The sequence below is a fragment of the Rhizobium sp. AC44/96 genome, assembly GCF_001692185.1.
GTDB lineage: Bacteria > Pseudomonadota > Alphaproteobacteria > Rhizobiales > Rhizobiaceae > Rhizobium.
The window spans coordinates 991,091-1,006,781 of sequence record NZ_LXKO01000001.1; the positions used below are offsets into that span (position 1 = coordinate 991,091).

Consider the following 15,691-nt stretch of genomic DNA (forward strand, 5'->3'; position numbering starts at 1 on the left):
TCAGCGTATGCCTCAGATGTCGACCGGCGACAATGTCCTGCACAGCCATACGGCGAAAGAAAGGCTCCCTTTCTTCCGCCGCTGTTGAGGATCTTAGTTGTTGTAGATGTTCTTGTTAGGATCCGTGACGTCGCCGATGTTGAGATCGCCGAGCGTACGGAAGGTCAACCTCGCGCCAATCGTCCAGTCGCTGGCCGACTCGTCGCTGACGTCTCGCTTGTCCGAGTAGGCGATCGTGAAGATCGTGCATTCGTCTTCGTAAGACAGTCCGACCATCTTTCTGCTCACGACGTTGTTGTTCAAGTCATAAGCGATGCCACCGAAGATCGACCAGTAGTCCTTGAACTTGACCGTTGCCTTCGTCTGGATTTCGTCGTTGTCCGAATTGAAGCCATACTCAGGCTGCGCAGACACGTGCGTATAGAGCAGCTGGCTCTGGAACGCGTCGGTCTGGAAGCCGGCCGTCAGGTCGCCACGACGCAATTCCAGATCGTCGCGGTCCAGGCGATAGGACGCAGCAAAGGCAAAGCCCTGCGGCGTCTCGATGCCACCGAGACCTACATAGTCGGAGACGCTGTCCTGGAGGCCAGAATTCGCGCCGACATTGACGAGGTCTGGGCTAGCAAACGAGTTGTCGCCGGCGAGCTGATAGGACTGGCCGAAGATGCCGTGCAGCTTGTAGCCGTTATCGAACGTACCGGTGTACTGGAAGCCGACATTGGCCCGCGTACCGCCTTCGATGCGGTCATAGCCGGAAAACTTGTCGCGTTCGAAAAGGTTGGTCGCATCGAACACGAAGCTCTGCGAATCCTCGTTCGGCAACCCACCTGCCAGCTGTTCGTTCGGTCGTGCATAGATCTGCATGATCGGTTCGAACACGTGCGTACTGTTGTCTGTCGTTGCAAGGATCGGATAGCGCATCTCCAATCCAGCGGTGAACATCGAGCGCGTAGCGCTGTTGTTGTTGTCGTAATCGCCGTCGTAGGTGAAGCCCTGCGTGTTTGAATTTGGATTATCCATATTCAAGGCAAAGGCATCGCCGCGCGCCGCCAGAAGCGGCGTGATCAGAACGCCGGCCGGCGTCACGAACGTACGCTTCCACTGCAGCTCACCGGTCAGTCGAGACGTCTGTCCCTGGAGACCACGGAACCGATCGAAGCCGTCCACTTCATAGAAGTCGTCGTGCGTTCGCGAAATATTCGTGAAGTTGACGTCGGCGGAAAGCTCGCCTCCGGCAAGCGGCTGCGGCGCCACGAAGTGATAGTCCATCACCGGATAGACGATCGCCTGCTGCTTTTCAGCCGTGTTGGACGGATCGGCGTCCTGAACGTCGTAGTAGAACGAGCGCAGATCGAAGTAGTTTCGCTTTCCAAGACCGGTCAAATAGACTTGGTTGGTGTGCGTGCTCTGGTTCAGACCCTTGAGTTCGTAGGTGCGCGCGAAGTTGTTGTCGCTCTGCAGCATGACATCCCAACCGAACGTCCACCGCGGATTGATCTTGAACTGAGCCTGCGAGGCCACGAGGCCACGGAAATCCTTCTCCGCATCGCTTGTGCCCGGCGTGAACTGCTCGGGGCTCATCTGGTCGATCCCGGCCATGCGCAATGTATGCGTGCCGTTTTCGAAACGCTGGCGGAATTCGGCGTCGAGCAGGAAGCCCTGGGTCGTATAGCCGGTTCCGGTCACCGTTGCGTCCATGCTGGGCGAAATGACGTAGTAATAGGGAACCGACAGGCCGAAGCCGAGATTCTGTGACGTGCTGAAGCTCGGGAAGAGGAAGCCGGACTTCCGCTTCACTGTATTGTCGGGAACTTCCAGCCACGGAACATAAGCGATCGGATGCCCCAGAAGCTCGAAGCGAGCCTTCTCGAGGCGAATCGTGTGCTTTTCGCCGTTCTGAATGACGCGCTCCGCCTTCACCTGCCAGAATGGCGGCTTTTGCGGGTTTTCGGCGCAAGGCAAACAGGCCGTGTAGACGCCCTTGTGCAGGATCATCTGCGTGCCGGCGACGCGTTCGCCGCTCTCGGCAACCAGACGCGTGTTATCGGCCGTCTCGATTCGCAACGAATTGATGAATCCGTTCGCGAAGTCGTCGGTCACATCCAGCTTGTCGGCATACATGCGATTGCCGTCGGGGCTGATGAGCTCGACATTGCCGAGCGCCATCAACCGGCCGGTCTTCTGATTGTACTCGACGCGCTGCGAGACCATCTTGTAGCCGGCGTAGTTGATCTGCACGCCGCCTACCGCAGAAACAATCTCTGCGTCTTTGTTATAAATGAGCTCGTTGGCCGAAAGCAGCATTTTCGCTTCTTTCGGAATGTTGGGCTTTACGCTTTGTATAGCGTCCTGTGCGAATGCAATTGGGATGCCGCCTGGAAAGCTGCACAGGGCTACGCCTGCCAACAGGGCAACCAGCTGCTTACTGAAACTCTTGCGGTCGCCTGCCGCCACTAGCCGTCCTCCTGATGAAGCAGAATTGTTGCACCCAAAGCCAAGGCAACGGTGACCGGAATCCACGTTGCCACGAAAGGCGGGACAACCCCACTGCTTCCGAATGCTTTTACAAGCACGGTGACCACATAAAGCACGAAGCCCGAAAGGATTCCACCTAGAATCACAGACCTCGATTGGTTGAACCGGCTAAATTTTAGGGACACTGTTGCAGCAATGAGAGTCATCGCCACGAGCAACAGCGGTTGAGACAACAATGAGTGAAACTGGGTTTCGAGCGCCTTGGTCGGAATCCCGAAGGATTTCGCTGCTCGAATACGGTTTGGTAGATCAAAAAATGCAATAGTTTCAGGGGCTGTAAGCCTCTGTTGCACGAAGTCCTGTTTCAAATTGGTGCGGACTCGCACCTCGTCCTTACGGGCAGCGATCTCGCCGGGGCGACGCTCCACAACCGTCTTAAGAAGCCAGTAACCATCCTTCAACTTTGCCGATGCCGCATCCTGTCTCAGAATGATGTGGCCGGTCGAATCAAAGTGTATCAGGACGGCATCGACGAGCAGGGTGCCGTCTTCCAGAACCTTGTGCGCGCCGATGACAACGTCGTCCCGTCCACTGATCTGACGAATCCATGGAACCTGCGGGACGGTGTTGCTCGAGCCGGTATCTCCCCGCCAATTGCTTTCCACAAGCGCGGCCTGACGCTGTCCCCATGCCGCGAGTGGATTGAGAGCGGCCATCACAAGCAAGCCGAGCAGGAAGGCGCCGCCAACGAATGGCGACATGAACTGCCAAACCGAAATGCCGGCTGCTCGCGTGACGACAAGCTCGTATTTGCGGTTAAGGCCGATGAGGACGGTCATGCCGACGAAAAGGGCGACGAAGGGAACCGTCTGCTGCAGGATGAGTGGCAGGCGCACAGCCGTCATCAGTAGGCCGCCGGTCACGGTGTAGCCCGGCAGATTCGACATGCGACCGGCTGTCTCGCTGAAATCGACCATGAAGACGATCCCGGTCACGCCGAGAAAGAACCAGATGGTCGTTGTCAGATAGCGACGGAAGAAGTAGCGCCCGAGCGTTCCGAAAATCATGCGCCGCCTCCCGTCGATGGTCCGGCGGAGTTGGGGAAGCGTTGACGTAGCTTGCCCCATAGCGCGGCCGTCCGGTCGCTGATCGCAGCCAGAAGCGAAAGCCGCTTGTGGCTCGCCAGCGAAATGATAGCGAGCAAGCTGACCACGGCAGGGATCGCATAGAGAATGCCGATATAGACCGGCTTGGTGTCGATCTGGTTGGCTGCGTAGAAGGTCGCCCAGCGCAAGGCAAAGGCGAGAATCAGCGCGGAAACCATCGGATGCAGCCGCGCCTCGCGGTGCGATCGGGCATCACCCGCGATGGCCAGCGATACCAGTGTGAAAACCATCGGCAGGAGCCAGTCGGTCAGGCGCCGGTGCAATTCGGCGACATAGCTTCCCGGTCGCGCGATATAGTCCTTGTCGGTGGTATCTGGATTGAACAGGAACGGCAGTTCGCGGTCGGACGCGCGCAGGGTCGCCTGACCACGGTTCTGCGTCAGGTCGGATAGGTCGAAGGAATATGAATCGAATCGAATGACCGAGACTTCGCCATTCGGCGTTTTCCGGTGCACTTCGCCATCATGCATGATCAGCGAGGTGCCTTTTTCATCCACGGCGCCCTCGCGTGCATAGTAGATCAGCTCAAAGGAAGGGTCGCGTTCGTCCACCACGAACAGCCCCTTCAGGACGCGCCCGGCGAGGCGCTCCGAAATCTGGACGTAAAGGCCGGAATCGATGCGTCGGAAATTCTTCTCTTCGATGACGCTGGACAGCAGATCCGCGTAAGCGGCCGCGATCATCTGACGCGCGCCTGTTTTCGCCTTCGGCTCAACGACATTGTCGACCAGGAAGGAGAAAACACTGATGACGGCGGCCAGGATAAGAATCGGTCGGAGAATCACACTCCGCTTGGCGCCGGCCGCGTCGATCACAGCAAGCTCGGAGTCGTTGTTCATCGTCGTCAGCGTTTGAGTGACGCCGATGACGAGCGCAAACGGCAGGACGACGGGGATGATAGACGGCAGGATCAGCGTTGCGAGCTTCGCGAACGAACCCATCGACTGGCCGCTATCCGTCACCAGGTTGACGCGCTGCAGCACCTGAGTCGTCCATATGATCGCGAGCACAGGCAACAAGGCCACCAGAAACATCTGGCCGACGCGCCGCAATATATATGTTTCAAGCAGTTTCATGCACGCCCTTGAACGCTGTTTGCGAAGTGATGCCGCTCCGCAGCGAAAACCATCTACGCTCTTTGGTTCGCATTTGCGACAAGGGGACGTCGAAAATTCATTCAAATTTCAGATTTTTTTTCGACCTGTGGCGAATCGGCTAGCGCGAACAGACCCGCGAAAATGACGAGCGATGAAAGCCAGCCGAGAACGACATCCGAAAGATAGTGCGCGCCGAAGGCAAGGCGCATCGCCGGCGCCAGAAGCGAGATAGCCGCAAGTGGCAGGAAGACGGCCACCCGGAAGGGTGGGCGCACAAGGATGATCAGACAGAGCAACCAGCCGGCAGCGGCAGCCTCACCCGACACGAAGGAACAGTTGGAAGCGCATTTGCCGGCCATCGATCCGGCGCGGACGAAGTCGAGAGCGCCACCGAAATCCAATGTCGCTAGCGGCCGTGGCCGACCCCAATGCTCCTTGAGCAGCCCATTCACGAGCAATATCGGCCCCACGATAAGGGAGCCGAGCGCGATCTTCAATTCACGAGCGCGCCTGGCATCGAAGGTCGTTCCGTACTGGCCATAGCATTCCAGCAGTTTCCATAGCAGTATTGGGGCCACCACATAGGGAAGCCAAAGACAGAACGCCCGAAGCAGCTGTAGGTAGTAGTCTTCCCGATAGGGGAAATGGCCGCAGTTTTGGTTCGGATGAGCGCCAAGGCCACAAACCTCACGAACAAAAAAATGTGCGGAAATCTCGTAGTCGATCTGTGGAAAAAGGCTGAAGATGACAAGGAGGACCCACCACAGCGCCAGAAGCCCAACGAAGATGTCTGTCGCGCGATTGCGTCTGAATGCCTGCGACTTTAATGCTCTCAATGCGTAGTTCAATGCCCGATCCTTGGCGGATGAATTCGGTCGATGAATAACGGCTCGCAATGACACCTGTTTGACGAGAATTTACGTCTCCCAGGTCGTGAGCCTGATGCAAAGGCTTGTGTCGGGATATAAAACCCGGAATGAGTGTAGCAGAGGATTTTCAACAATCCCACTGGAGAAGACATGTCAGTAAAGTTCGAGATATCATTCGACAAATCAGCGGATCTCGCTGGTGGCTACGCTATCGTGCTGAAGGCGAGCGACGCGGACCTAGCAGCGGGCGCGCAGGCGGTGGATCCGTCCGGCCAGATTGCAAAAGCCGCCAAGGTTGCCGGGTTCGCCGCCAAATCCATGAGCGTTCTCGACATCGTTGCTCCAGCGGATTCCGCCGCCGAGCGCATCTTCGCTATTGGCCTCGGCAAAGCCCAGCAACTGACTGCGCATGATTGGCTGAAGGCCGGCGGGACGGCCGCATCTAAGCTCAAGAATGCAACCAAGGTTGCGATATTTGTTGATGCACCGGGCGTCGATGTCGGCGCCTCCGCGGTCGCGGATTTCGCGCTCGGCATGCTCCTGCGTGGCTATAGCTTCGACACCTACAAGACCAAGAAGAACGACGAGGAAAATAACGGCAAGAGCGGCAACAGCGTCGTCAAGGTCACCATCGTCACTGCGAATGCAAGCGAGGCGGCCAAGGCGTTCAAGGTCGCGCAGAGTGTTGCCGATGGCGTCAATCTCGCCCGTGACCTCGTCAACGAGCCACCGAACGTTCTCGGCCCGGTCGAATTTGCAGCAAAGGCCAAGGAGCTCGAAAAGCTCGGTGTCGAGGTCGAAATCCTCACCGAGAAGGAAATGCAGAAGCTTGGCATGGGCGCTCTGCTCGGCGTGGCTCAAGGCTCCGTGCGTCCGCCGCGCCTTGCCATCATGCAATGGAAGGGCGGCAAGAGCGGCGAGAGCCCTGTGGCCTTCATCGGCAAGGGCGTCGTGTTCGACACTGGCGGCATTTCCATCAAGCCGGCAGCCGGCATGGAGGAGATGAAAGGTGACATGGGCGGCGCGGCTGCGGTTACGGGTCTGATGTATGTGCTGGCCGCCCGCAAAGCCGCGGCGAATGTCGTCGGCATCATCGGCCTCGTGGAAAACATGCCTGACGGCAACGCCCAGCGTCCTGGCGACATCGTGACGTCGATGTCCGGCCAGACGATCGAGGTGATCAACACGGATGCCGAAGGCCGCCTCGTGCTCTGCGATGCCCTCTGGTACTGCAACGATCGTTTCAAGCCGAAGTTCATGATCAATCTGGCGACGCTGACCGGCGCGATCATGGTTGCGCTTGGAAGCGTGCACGCCGGCCTGTTTTCGAATGACGACCAGTTGTCGGAACAGCTGACAGCGGCCGGCCTTGCCACCCGCGAGAAGCTGTGGCGCATGCCGCTGGGCAAGGAATACGACAAGATGATCGACAGCAAGTTCGCCGATATGAAGAACACCGGCGGTCGCTATGCAGGATCGATCACCGCCGCGCACTTCCTGAAGCGCTTTGTGCAGGAGACACCCTGGGCGCACCTCGATATCGCCGGCACGGCCATGGGCTCGCCGCAGGATGAGATCAATCAGTCATGGGGATCCGGTTTCGGCGTGCGCCTGCTCGATGAGCTCGTGCGCGCTCACTACGAATCATGACGGAAGTCCTGTTTTACCATCTGACGGAATCCAAGCTGGAGGACGCGCTGCCGCCATTGCTCGACAAGAGTGTCGAGCGTGGCTGGCGCGTTTGCGTCCAGCTCAAGGATGCCGCCCGCCGTGACTTGCTTGATCAGCATCTCTGGACGTTTCGTGAAGACAGCTTCCTGCCGCACGGGACCGACGAAGCCGATCTCGCAGATCAGCAACCGGTTCTTCTCACGGTGACCACGGAAAACAGCAATGCGGCGACGGTGCGCTTCGTGGTCGACGGCGCGGAACCGCCGTCCGTCGATGCCTATCAGCGGATCGTTTTCATGTTCGACGGCTATGATCTGGAGCAGCTTGAAGGCGCCAGGGCGCAGTGGAAGAAGCTGAAAGGCGAGGGGCACACTCTCACCTATTGGCAGCAGACGCCCGAAGGCCGTTGGGAGAAGAAGGCCTAAGCTAGCTCACGCCGGCCTTGACCAGGACGGCGTCGATGAACTCGCCTTTCGCCTTCGTGTAGGCCGCGCGGCTTTCGGCGTGCTCGCCGGCGAGGCCGACTTTGAGCTGTTCGTAGGCCCGGGCAAGTCCGGCATCGTTGCGCAGGGCATCGCGAAAGACGAGCATTCGGTTCCAGTTGTTGCCGAGGTGCTCGACGACGTGGACGAGGTGGGTGCGACTATCACTGGCGTTTCCGCGGCCAAAAATATGATCGTCCGGTACGATGTCGCTACCGGCGTACTCGTAGCCGATCTTTTCCATCGGGCCGATGCAAAGCGGCCCGTCGTCGAAATGCTTGATGCCCACGAGAATATCGATGATCGGCTTGGCCTTGATCCCGGGAATGGCAGTGCTGCCGACATGCTGGATATCGATCGCCATGTCTCCGAGGGCGTCGCGTATCGCGGCCGCTTCGTGGGCGTAGGCACGCTCCCACAGGGCGTTGGGTTCTACCAGTGAAACCTTTGTCTGCTGCAGACCAAGGCCGAAAGATGCATCATCCCGCATGCCGAACCTCCGCGATACCTGTGACCATGTCACCGTATCACGAGGTTCGGCATTTTGGCATCAATCGTGGAAGGCTTCGACGAACTTGCGCTTGCCGAGCATGAAGGCATCGGCGACATGGCGCAGCGGCGCCAGATCGACGTCGGATTCGCCTGCCTTGATGATTTCAGCGAAACGGCGGTAGAGGCTGGGATACTCTTCTTCCGGCGCCGAGAACTTCAGTTCGCCGTTGACGGAAAGCTTGGAACCGCCCTCGGCGAGAACCATCTGGCCTGCTGCCGTTTCAGCGATAATGTCCCAGCTCTGCTTGCCCGTCTGCCGCCAGTCGAACTCAGCGCGTGCCGGTACGTTGTCGGCGTTCTTGAAGTAGAGGTCAGCCGCGATCGGCGCGTCCCGGTTCTCGGGGAACTCCAGCGTGGCGCTGGTCAGGAAGAGAGCCTTGGGCAAGATATGCGTGACGATCGACAGCGCATTGATACCGGGATCGAAAACGCCGAGGCCGCCAGCCTGCCAGATCCAGTCCTGATTCGGATGCCAGTGGCGAACGTCTTCCTTCCAGATGACGTGCACGCTGTTGATGGTAGTCGATGCCAGGAAGGACTTTGCAGCCTCGACGGCAGCGGCGTAGCGCGAATGCCAGCTGGCAAACAGCGAGACGCCCTTGGCAGCCGCGAGGCTTTCGAGGTCGGCAACTTCGCTGAGGGTCGCACCCGGAGGCTTTTCGAGGAAAACGTGCTTGCCTGCCGACAGCGCCTTGTGGGCTGCGTCGTAGCGATACTGCGGCGGCATGCAGAGAGACACGGCGTTGATCTCAGGCACGGCTTCCAGCATCGCTTCGATCGTGGTGAAGCTCTGGACACCGTCCACAGTGCCGTGACGGCTTGCCGTCGCGATCAGGTTGAAATCCGGATTCTCGGCGATGGAGGGGAGGTGCTGGTCGCGGACGATCTTGCCGACGCCGACGATGGCGAGGTTGATAGGTGACATGCTTGTGGCTCGCGTTCGGTGTTTCGGTCAAAAGTATGATTTATTTTGAGCCTGTTTTATCAGAAAGAAGCCGGCGGGCAAGCGCCGGCATCCGCATTAGAGCGAAGCGAGTTCCGCAGGTGCTGCAGGCTTCCTGAACTTCAGCGTTACCACCTTGTAGCCTTCCGCTTCGAGCTTCGACAGCAGCGTCGGCAGCATCGTTGCCGTGCGGTTGTGGATGTCGTGCATCAGAATGATACCACGTCCACGCTTGTGCAGAAGGTCCATCGTTCGCTTCGTCACCGCAGCTGGCGAAGTGTTGAAGTAATCCTTGCTGTCGACATCCACGTCCATCACGACCATTTCACGCATCGCAACGGCAGAGCGCAACTTCCTGGTGTCGGCGAGGTAGGGGAAGCGGAAGAAGTTGACGTCGACGCCGGTCGCCTTCGTCACCGCAGCTTCGCCGCGGGTTACCTCGGCCATTGCCGCGTCGAAGCTCAGCGTGGCCAGATCCTGGTGCTTGTAGGTGTGGCTGCCGATCGCATTGCCATCCAGGGCCACCTTGCGCGCAAGCGCCGGGTGCAGTTCGGCCATCTCGCCGACCATCATGAAGGCGCCCTTGACGCCGAATTGGTCGAGCGTCGCAAGCACGCGGTCCGTCCGGCCGGGAATCGGGCCGTCGTCGAAGCTCAGCACCACTTCCTTGTCCTGCAACCGCAGTTCGTGGATCGACGAAATGGTCAGCGTCCGGCCGGCCAGATTGTGCTTGCTGGCACCGCGCGCCGCAGGCGTTGCTGCGTCGCCGTCGGCGGCAGTCTGTTTGCCTTCCGGCGCGACAATCGATGAGGTCTTGATCGTCGTGTCCGGGGCAGGCTGTTTTGCCGTTTGGCAGCCGGCGAGGGCGGCACAGAGAAGGAGGCCGGAATAGATGGTGAAGCGATGCATGAAAGTTGGCTCAACAAATCAGTAATGAATGTTGAAACAACCTTTCGGATTATGGTTAACGATCGGTTTCAATCGCCGGGGAAAGCGTTGACGAATGCCAAATTCGCGATGCTCCATCAGGCGGTGTGACTATCCTGCCATAGCCTCTTCGTACTCGGACGACAGCTCCAGCCACTGTTCTTCTGCCGCGGCGAGCTTCGCGGCGGCTTCGCCACGCTGCTTTGCCTTTTCTGCGGCCTTTGCCGGCGCCTTTTCGTAAAGCACGGGGTCTGCAAGTTCCGCATCAAGTCCCTGAATCAGTTTCTCCAGCTTGCCCGTCAAGGATTCGATTTCGTTGATCTTTTTCTTGAGCGGCGCAAGCGAGGCGCGCCTGTCGGCATTCAGCTTGCGCTGATCGGCCTTCGAGGCGGCTTCTTCAACGATCTGTGGCTTCTCGTCCTTCTTCTTGCCGGAGGAGACCACGAGATCGCGATACTCATCCATGTCACCTTCGAAGGTCGTGACCGTGCCGTTGTTGACCAGCCAGAGTCGGTCGACCGTCGCCTCGATCAGATGTCGATCATGCGAGATCAGGATAACGGCGCCTTCATAGTCGTTCAGCGCCTCGATGAGCGCACGGCGGCTGTCGATATCGAGGTGGTTGGTCGGTTCGTCTAGAATGAGCAGGTTCGGCGCGTGAAACGCCGCGAGACCCATGAGGAGGCGTGCCTTCTCGCCGCCCGACAGATCCTTGGCGGCCGTCGACATCTTTTCCGTTGCAAGCCCCATCTGGGCAACGCGGGCGCGAACCTTGGCCTCCGGCGCCTCCGGCATCAGGCGGCGAACATGTTCCACCGGCGACTCGGCGGGGATGAGGTCGTCGAGCTGATGCTGGGCGAAAAAGCCGATCTTCAGGCTGGGCGCGAGCTTCACCTCTCCAGCCTCTGCCTCGAGACGACCGGAGATGAACTTGGCGAAGGTAGACTTGCCGTTACCGTTAGAGCCGAGCAAGGCGATGCGATCGTCGTTGTCGATGCGCAGATTGAGGTTCTTCAGGATCGGCTTGCCCGGCTCATAGCCTACCGCACCGCCGCTGATGGCGACGATCGGGGAGGCGGGCTGCTTCTCCGGCTCTGGAAAGGTAATGGGCTGCACGTGATCCTCGATCACCGAGGCTACGGTCCCCATGCGCTCCAGCGCCTTGACGCGGCTTTGTGCCTGTCGTGCCTTGGAAGCCTTGGCCTTGAAGCGGTCGATGAAGCTCTGGAGATGCTTGCGTGCCGCTTCGTTCTTGGCTTTCGCCTTGGTCTGCAATTCGTCCGCTTCGGCCTTCTGCCGTTCGAACTGATCGTAGCCGCCGCGGTAGAAGGTCAGCTTCTTCTGGTCGAGATGGACGATTGAATTGACGGCGTTGTTCAGCAGGTCGCGATCGTGGCTGATGATGATGACGGTATGCGGGTAGCGCCGCACGTAGTCTTCGAGCCAGAGCGTACCTTCAAGGTCGAGATAGTTGGTCGGTTCGTCGAGCAGCAGCAGATCAGGCTCGGTGAAGAGCACGGATGCGAGTGCAACACGCATCCTCCAGCCGCCGGAAAAAGACGAAGCCGGCCGCGCCTGCGCTTCCTGATTGAAGCCAAGGCCGGACAGAATGCTTGCCGCGCGCGCTTCCGCCGAATGCGCGTCGATATCGACGAGACGCATCTGGATTTCAGCAATCCGGTGCGGATCGGTAGCCGTCTCCGCTTCCTTGACGAGTGCGCTCCGCTCCTTGTCGGCGGCAAGAACGATTTCGATCAGGGAATCTTCCGTTCCCGGCGCTTCCTGGGCGACCTGGCCGATCCTGGCGTTCTTCGGGATGGAGATCGAACCCGTCTCCGCCCCAAGGTCGCCGGTTATGATGCGAAACAGGGTCGACTTGCCGGCGCCATTGCGGCCCACGAGCCCGGCCTTCGTGCCGGCGGGCAGTGAGACGCTGGCGTGGTCCAGAAGCAGACGGCCGGCAATACGGGCGGAAACATCGGTAATCGTGATCATGCTCGGCGTTTTGGCCGAAAGCATCGATCAGTGCAAGAGCCGGTCTGTCACCGCCCGAATGCCTGCACAGGTTGGCGTCGATTGGATTGCGCCGCGTGCAGGGCAATGCGCGCATTCGCCTGCAGTTGCGATGCGGTCGTTGCGTCCGCGCTCAGGGCGATGCCGAGAGAGATTGTCAGCTTGGTGGCAGCGACAGTATCGGTTGCCGCGAAGACGATGTTGTCCTCGACCGAGGAGCGCAGTCGCTCGGCGATCGCCATCGCTTCCTGCATGCCCACATTGGTGAACAGGAACGTGAATTCGTCGCCGTCGGTGCGCGCGACGAAGTCGTGTTTCTTGATCGACTTGCGGAAGAGATCCGCAAGCTTCTTCAGCAGCCGGCTTCCCGCCTGGGTACCATAGCGGGCGTTCAACGCCTTGAAGTCGTCGATATCGACCATGATGAGCGCATTGCCTGCTGCGCCGTCGTCGCTTTCGTAGAGGTCGAGCATTGTCTTGTTCAGCGCGATGCGGTTTGGAAGGCCGGTGAGCTTGTCCGTTGCCGATGCGGATTGCGCTGCCGCGACCCCACGCTCAAGGGCTTCCAGCCGCTCGATGTCGCTTCGCAGCTTGGCTTCCAGGTTCGTCTCGCCGTTGAGCAGTTCTCCGAGCGACGTCGACAGGAACTCCATCTCGCCCATGAAGGACGACAGGCTTTGGCTGGGGTTGTCGGAGATCGACCGCAGGACGGCTTCGGCCGCGCGCACGAAGGCGTGCTTCTGGCCAAGGCTCTCGGACAGGCGCTCGGCTGCATCCTGCAGGATCTTCCCGGTTTCCGCCTGTGAGGCGTTGCCGACGAGACCGCAATGGCCGACGAGGCGATACTTCAGGCCAAGCTCATCGAGTGACTGCTGTCGTGGGCTTCCCCCAAGCGCCGCGATGTCCTGCGCCAGCGCGGCGTTCTGCCCGATGATGGCTTCGTAAAGGAGCTCGTAGTTGCGCGGAATGCCGGCGATTCCGAGCCTGGCGATGTGCTGGCCGATCCGCTGGATATCACTGGCCGCAGCCGGGCGTGCGGCCTCGCGCTGAACCTGTGCATTCGAAGCTGCGTTTCGCATAACTGCCCCTCGCTCTGTGGCTCGTCCGGCCTGGCGTTGGTTCTGCTATGCCTCCCAGCATTTAAGATAGGCTGAATTTGCCTCGTTTCGGGCCACATCGGCCGTGTCGATCCCCAAACGCGGTTAATGCCCCCTTGACGATCAGCCCTCGAGCCACTTCTTGCCGTCTGCACGCAGGTAGTAGACCAGATCCAGGACAAGGCTGGGTTTGCCAAGCGCGGTGAGCGTCATGTGGCACTGTCCGCGATGATGGGTCTGGTGATTGAAGAAGTGGGAAACAGCCGCCCACAGCGGTTGAGTGATCTCGATCGGCTGCGTTATCGGCGTGTAGGTAAAGGTCCCGGCGAGCGTGCTTTCGTCCAGGCCGTTCACCCAGTCGATGATCCGCTGGTCTTCAACCCGTCTTGCCTGGCGCAGTGACGCGAAATCGTCATGCAATAAGGAATTGAGCTTCACCGGCGCGTCTCCTTGTCCGGTGAAACGCTTCATCCAGATGCGGTCGGCCGCGACAAGGTGGTTCAGCGTGCCAGCCAGCGACCCGAAGAAAGCGCCGCGGTTGTCGTGAAACTCCGCCTGCGTCAATTCCGATGCAGCATCGTAGACGAGAGCATTGGCCCACCGGTTGTAATCGGCAAACATCCTGTATTGCTTTAGCATTTTGGCCTCCATTCATTCTTCTTCGCAGTATAGCAGGCGTATGTCGCCTCTTTGGCGGTGATGATCTCATGAAATTGCGTGATGGTCGGTCGACGCGACCACATGCTCTATGACGGCATCGTGAAATTACCGGTCCCCCCTTGTTTTCAGGCAATCGGACGGGTAAACACCGCCCACTTTTCCCCGATAACTGAGGATTATTACAATGGCGATTGAACGCACCTTCTCGATGATCAAGCCGGACGCAACGAAGCGCAACCTGACGGGCGCTATCACCAAGATGCTCGAAGATGCCGGCCTGCGCGTCGTCGCCTCCAAGCGCGTCTGGATGAGCAAGCGCGAAGCAGAAGGCTTCTACGCTGTTCACAAGGAACGCCCCTTCTTCGGCGAACTGGTTGAAGGCATGACCTCTGGCCCGACCATCGTTCAGGTTCTGGAAGGCGAAGGCGCCATCCTGAAGAACCGCGAAATCATGGGCGCGACCAACCCGGCAAACGCTGACGAAGGCACGATCCGCAAGGTTCACGCTCTGTCGATCGGCGAAAACTCGGTTCACGGCTCGGACGCTCCTGAGACGGCTGCCCAGGAAATCAAGTACTGGTTCTCCGACACCGAAATCGTCGGCTGATTCAAGAGTTCAGCAAATCCGCTGAACGCATTGAAGTGACTCATGAAGCCGGGGCATAGCCCCGGCTTTTTCTATGTCGAAGGGCAGGTGTCGGCGCTATCGTAGTCCACCGTGCCGTCCGGTTTGAAGACCTCGGGGTTCTTCGTGTAGAACGGCCCGATTACAAGCGGCTTGCCCGGCATGACCGATTGATCGAGGCTGGAAATAACCTCCGTCTTCAAGCTTTGAAGCGTCTTTCCGCTTGTGTCGACCAACCGCACATTGACTGCGTAGGGCTTGTCTTTCTTGACGCAGTGCACTGCCGGGCTCTGCAGCGTGATCTTGTCCCAGAAGGGATAGATCTTCTCGTTGGTAACGAGGGGCGCGCCACCCGCGGGGTTCTCGAATTCGGCGATCGCCACTGTGCCCTCGGGGATTGCCATCTTCTTGTTGAGCGTCACGACATAGGTCGCGACGGCCACGCGATAGTTGAAGACGAAGACGCGGCCCGTCAGTTCAACCAAATTGTCGCCTTCGCGTTGGCATCCGGCAAGCAGGGTCGCAGCCGCGAGCATGGCTATCGATAGCGCTTTCATGGCGCTTCCTCCTCTTTTCTGCGGCGATAATGTCGGTTCGCCTTGGCGCGGTTGCCGCAGACGGCCATGTCGCACCAGGCGCGGCTCTTGTTCTTGCTGCGGTCAAGGAACAGCCAGCCGCAGTTCCGGCATATCTTCATCCGCTCGGGTTCGGGCATCGTGACCAACCGCAGCGCGGATTGTGCCGTTGCCTTGTCGAGACCCTCGGATCCCGGTCCGCCGCGAAGGATCAGCGCGATCGCCTCGAGAAGCTGGGCAAGAAGCGTATCGTCGCTGCCGGTCGATACGCGCTTGCGGAAGTACCGATCCGTTGCCTCGCGTAGCGCCAGGAAATTGCTCTGGTTTTCCGAAGCCACAGGGGCGATGTCCCCGAACAGCGTGCGCTCGACGCAGAATTCGGTGGCCGCTTCGGGAAATGCCTCTAGTTGCTCCGGCGCTGCAAAGCGATCGACGCGCCGTTCGTCATCGTGCCTGAGAATGACGCTGTTGGCGACGTCCAGGGCTAAGGCTCCGCCCGAGAAGCGATGTGCGGTCCACGAAAAGCTCATCTCAAAAAT

General features: G+C 59.3%; 15 protein-coding genes. 3 read left to right on the forward strand and 12 right to left on the reverse strand.

Features of this window, described 5'->3' with window-relative positions:
* Positions 1-93: 93 nt before the first annotated feature.
* From A6U87_RS04805 to A6U87_RS04820, 4 genes are all read right to left on the reverse strand, one after another.
* Positions 94-2,454 (reverse strand): LPS-assembly protein LptD, encoded by a 2,361-nt coding sequence (locus A6U87_RS04805; protein WP_065690038.1) that lies wholly within the window; start codon positions 2,452-2,454, stop codon positions 94-96.
* Positions 2,454-3,542, reverse strand: a complete 1,089-nt coding sequence (gene lptG / locus A6U87_RS04810; RefSeq protein ID WP_065690039.1) for an LPS export ABC transporter permease LptG — start codon at positions 3,540-3,542, stop codon at positions 2,454-2,456. The genes A6U87_RS04805 and lptG overlap by 1 nt, the downstream gene beginning before the upstream one ends.
* Positions 3,539-4,717 (reverse strand): LptF/LptG family permease, encoded by a 1,179-nt coding sequence (locus A6U87_RS04815; protein ID WP_065690040.1) that lies wholly within the window; start codon positions 4,715-4,717, stop codon positions 3,539-3,541. Before A6U87_RS04815 ends, lptG begins: the two co-directional genes overlap by 4 nt.
* Before the next feature lie 101 nt (positions 4,718-4,818).
* On the reverse strand, positions 4,819-5,526 hold the full coding sequence (locus tag A6U87_RS04820) for a phosphatase PAP2 family protein (protein ID WP_065690284.1): 708 nt from the start codon (positions 5,524-5,526) through the stop codon (positions 4,819-4,821).
* Between the two features lie 231 nt (positions 5,527-5,757).
* On the opposite strand from A6U87_RS04820, the gene A6U87_RS04825 reads away from it, so the two are divergent.
* Positions 5,758-7,257 carry a leucyl aminopeptidase gene (locus tag A6U87_RS04825; RefSeq protein ID WP_065690041.1) on the forward strand — a complete coding sequence of 500 codons (1,500 nt, stop codon included), beginning with the start codon at positions 5,758-5,760 and terminating at the stop codon, positions 7,255-7,257.
* Positions 7,254-7,703 carry a DNA polymerase III subunit chi gene (locus A6U87_RS04830; protein WP_065690042.1) on the forward strand — a complete coding sequence of 150 codons (450 nt, stop codon included), beginning with the start codon at positions 7,254-7,256 and terminating at the stop codon, positions 7,701-7,703. Before A6U87_RS04825 ends, A6U87_RS04830 begins: the two co-directional genes overlap by 4 nt.
* A 1-nt stretch (position 7,704) precedes the next feature.
* Here the strand turns inward: A6U87_RS04830 and A6U87_RS04835 are convergent, their stop codons facing one another.
* The 6 genes from A6U87_RS04835 to A6U87_RS04860 form a co-directional block, all read right to left on the reverse strand.
* Positions 7,705-8,250: a GrpB family protein gene (locus A6U87_RS04835; RefSeq protein ID WP_065690043.1), complete on the reverse strand. Its 546-nt coding sequence runs from the start codon at positions 8,248-8,250 to the stop codon at positions 7,705-7,707.
* Positions 8,251-8,310: 60 nt separating this feature from the next.
* On the reverse strand, positions 8,311-9,237 hold the full coding sequence (locus A6U87_RS04840) for a Gfo/Idh/MocA family protein (protein WP_065690044.1): 927 nt from the start codon (positions 9,235-9,237) through the stop codon (positions 8,311-8,313).
* A gap of 96 nt (positions 9,238-9,333) precedes the next feature.
* Positions 9,334-10,164, reverse strand: a complete 831-nt coding sequence (locus tag A6U87_RS04845; RefSeq protein ID WP_065690045.1) for a polysaccharide deacetylase family protein — start codon at positions 10,162-10,164, stop codon at positions 9,334-9,336.
* 129 nt (positions 10,165-10,293) lie between these two features.
* Positions 10,294-12,177 carry an ABC-F family ATP-binding cassette domain-containing protein gene (locus A6U87_RS04850; RefSeq protein ID WP_065690285.1) on the reverse strand — a complete coding sequence of 628 codons (1,884 nt, stop codon included), beginning with the start codon at positions 12,175-12,177 and terminating at the stop codon, positions 10,294-10,296.
* A gap of 47 nt (positions 12,178-12,224) precedes the next feature.
* A complete protein-coding gene (locus A6U87_RS04855) occupies positions 12,225-13,274 on the reverse strand; it encodes a diguanylate cyclase (RefSeq protein ID WP_065690046.1) in 1,050 nt (349 codons plus the stop codon).
* A gap of 141 nt (positions 13,275-13,415) precedes the next feature.
* The gene (locus A6U87_RS04860; RefSeq protein WP_065690286.1) at positions 13,416-13,931 is read right to left on the reverse strand and encodes a DinB family protein; all 516 of its coding nucleotides are present in this window, start codon (positions 13,929-13,931) and stop codon (positions 13,416-13,418) included.
* A gap of 205 nt (positions 13,932-14,136) precedes the next feature.
* Here A6U87_RS04860 and ndk point away from each other — a divergent pair, with 205 nt between their 5' ends.
* A complete protein-coding gene (gene ndk, locus A6U87_RS04865; RefSeq protein WP_016553456.1) occupies positions 14,137-14,559 on the forward strand; it encodes a nucleoside-diphosphate kinase in 423 nt (140 codons plus the stop codon).
* Positions 14,560-14,630: 71 nt separating this feature from the next.
* Here ndk and A6U87_RS04870 read toward each other — a convergent pair whose 3' ends face one another.
* Together A6U87_RS04870 and A6U87_RS04875 are read right to left on the reverse strand one after the other, a co-directional pair.
* The gene (locus tag A6U87_RS04870; protein ID WP_065690047.1) at positions 14,631-15,134 is read right to left on the reverse strand and encodes a hypothetical protein; all 504 of its coding nucleotides are present in this window, start codon (positions 15,132-15,134) and stop codon (positions 14,631-14,633) included.
* A complete protein-coding gene (locus A6U87_RS04875) occupies positions 15,131-15,682 on the reverse strand; it encodes a CGNR zinc finger domain-containing protein (RefSeq protein ID WP_065690048.1) in 552 nt (183 codons plus the stop codon). The genes A6U87_RS04870 and A6U87_RS04875 overlap by 4 nt, the downstream gene beginning before the upstream one ends.
* Between the last annotated feature and the right edge of the window lie 9 nt (positions 15,683-15,691).

Excerpts from the sequence above, each read along its gene's own strand:
- lptG (WP_065690039.1), bottom strand. The coding sequence starts at position 3,542 with ATGATTTTCGGAACGCTCGGGCGCTACTTCTTCCGTCGCTATCTGACA.
- A6U87_RS04815 (WP_065690040.1), bottom strand. The coding sequence starts at position 4,717 with ATGAAACTGCTTGAAACATATATATTGCGGCGCGTCGGCCAGATGTTT.
- ndk (WP_016553456.1), top strand. The coding sequence starts at position 14,137 with ATGGCGATTGAACGCACCTTCTCGATGATCAAGCCGGACGCAACGAAG.
- A6U87_RS04855 (WP_065690046.1), bottom strand. The coding sequence starts at position 13,274 with ATGCGAAACGCAGCTTCGAATGCACAGGTTCAGCGCGAGGCCGCACGC.
- A6U87_RS04850 (WP_065690285.1), bottom strand. The coding sequence starts at position 12,177 with ATGATCACGATTACCGATGTTTCCGCCCGTATTGCCGGCCGTCTGCTT.
- A6U87_RS04845 (WP_065690045.1), bottom strand. The coding sequence starts at position 10,164 with ATGCATCGCTTCACCATCTATTCCGGCCTCCTTCTCTGTGCCGCCCTC.
- A6U87_RS04875 (WP_065690048.1), bottom strand. The coding sequence starts at position 15,682 with ATGAGCTTTTCGTGGACCGCACATCGCTTCTCGGGCGGAGCCTTAGCC.
- A6U87_RS04840 (WP_065690044.1), bottom strand. The coding sequence starts at position 9,237 with ATGTCACCTATCAACCTCGCCATCGTCGGCGTCGGCAAGATCGTCCGC.
- A6U87_RS04870 (WP_065690047.1), bottom strand. The coding sequence starts at position 15,134 with ATGAAAGCGCTATCGATAGCCATGCTCGCGGCTGCGACCCTGCTTGCC.
- A6U87_RS04835 (WP_065690043.1), bottom strand. The coding sequence starts at position 8,250 with ATGCGGGATGATGCATCTTTCGGCCTTGGTCTGCAGCAGACAAAGGTT.
- A6U87_RS04830 (WP_065690042.1), top strand. The coding sequence starts at position 7,254 with ATGACGGAAGTCCTGTTTTACCATCTGACGGAATCCAAGCTGGAGGAC.
- A6U87_RS04860 (WP_065690286.1), bottom strand. The coding sequence starts at position 13,931 with ATGCTAAAGCAATACAGGATGTTTGCCGATTACAACCGGTGGGCCAAT.
- A6U87_RS04825 (WP_065690041.1), top strand. The coding sequence starts at position 5,758 with ATGTCAGTAAAGTTCGAGATATCATTCGACAAATCAGCGGATCTCGCT.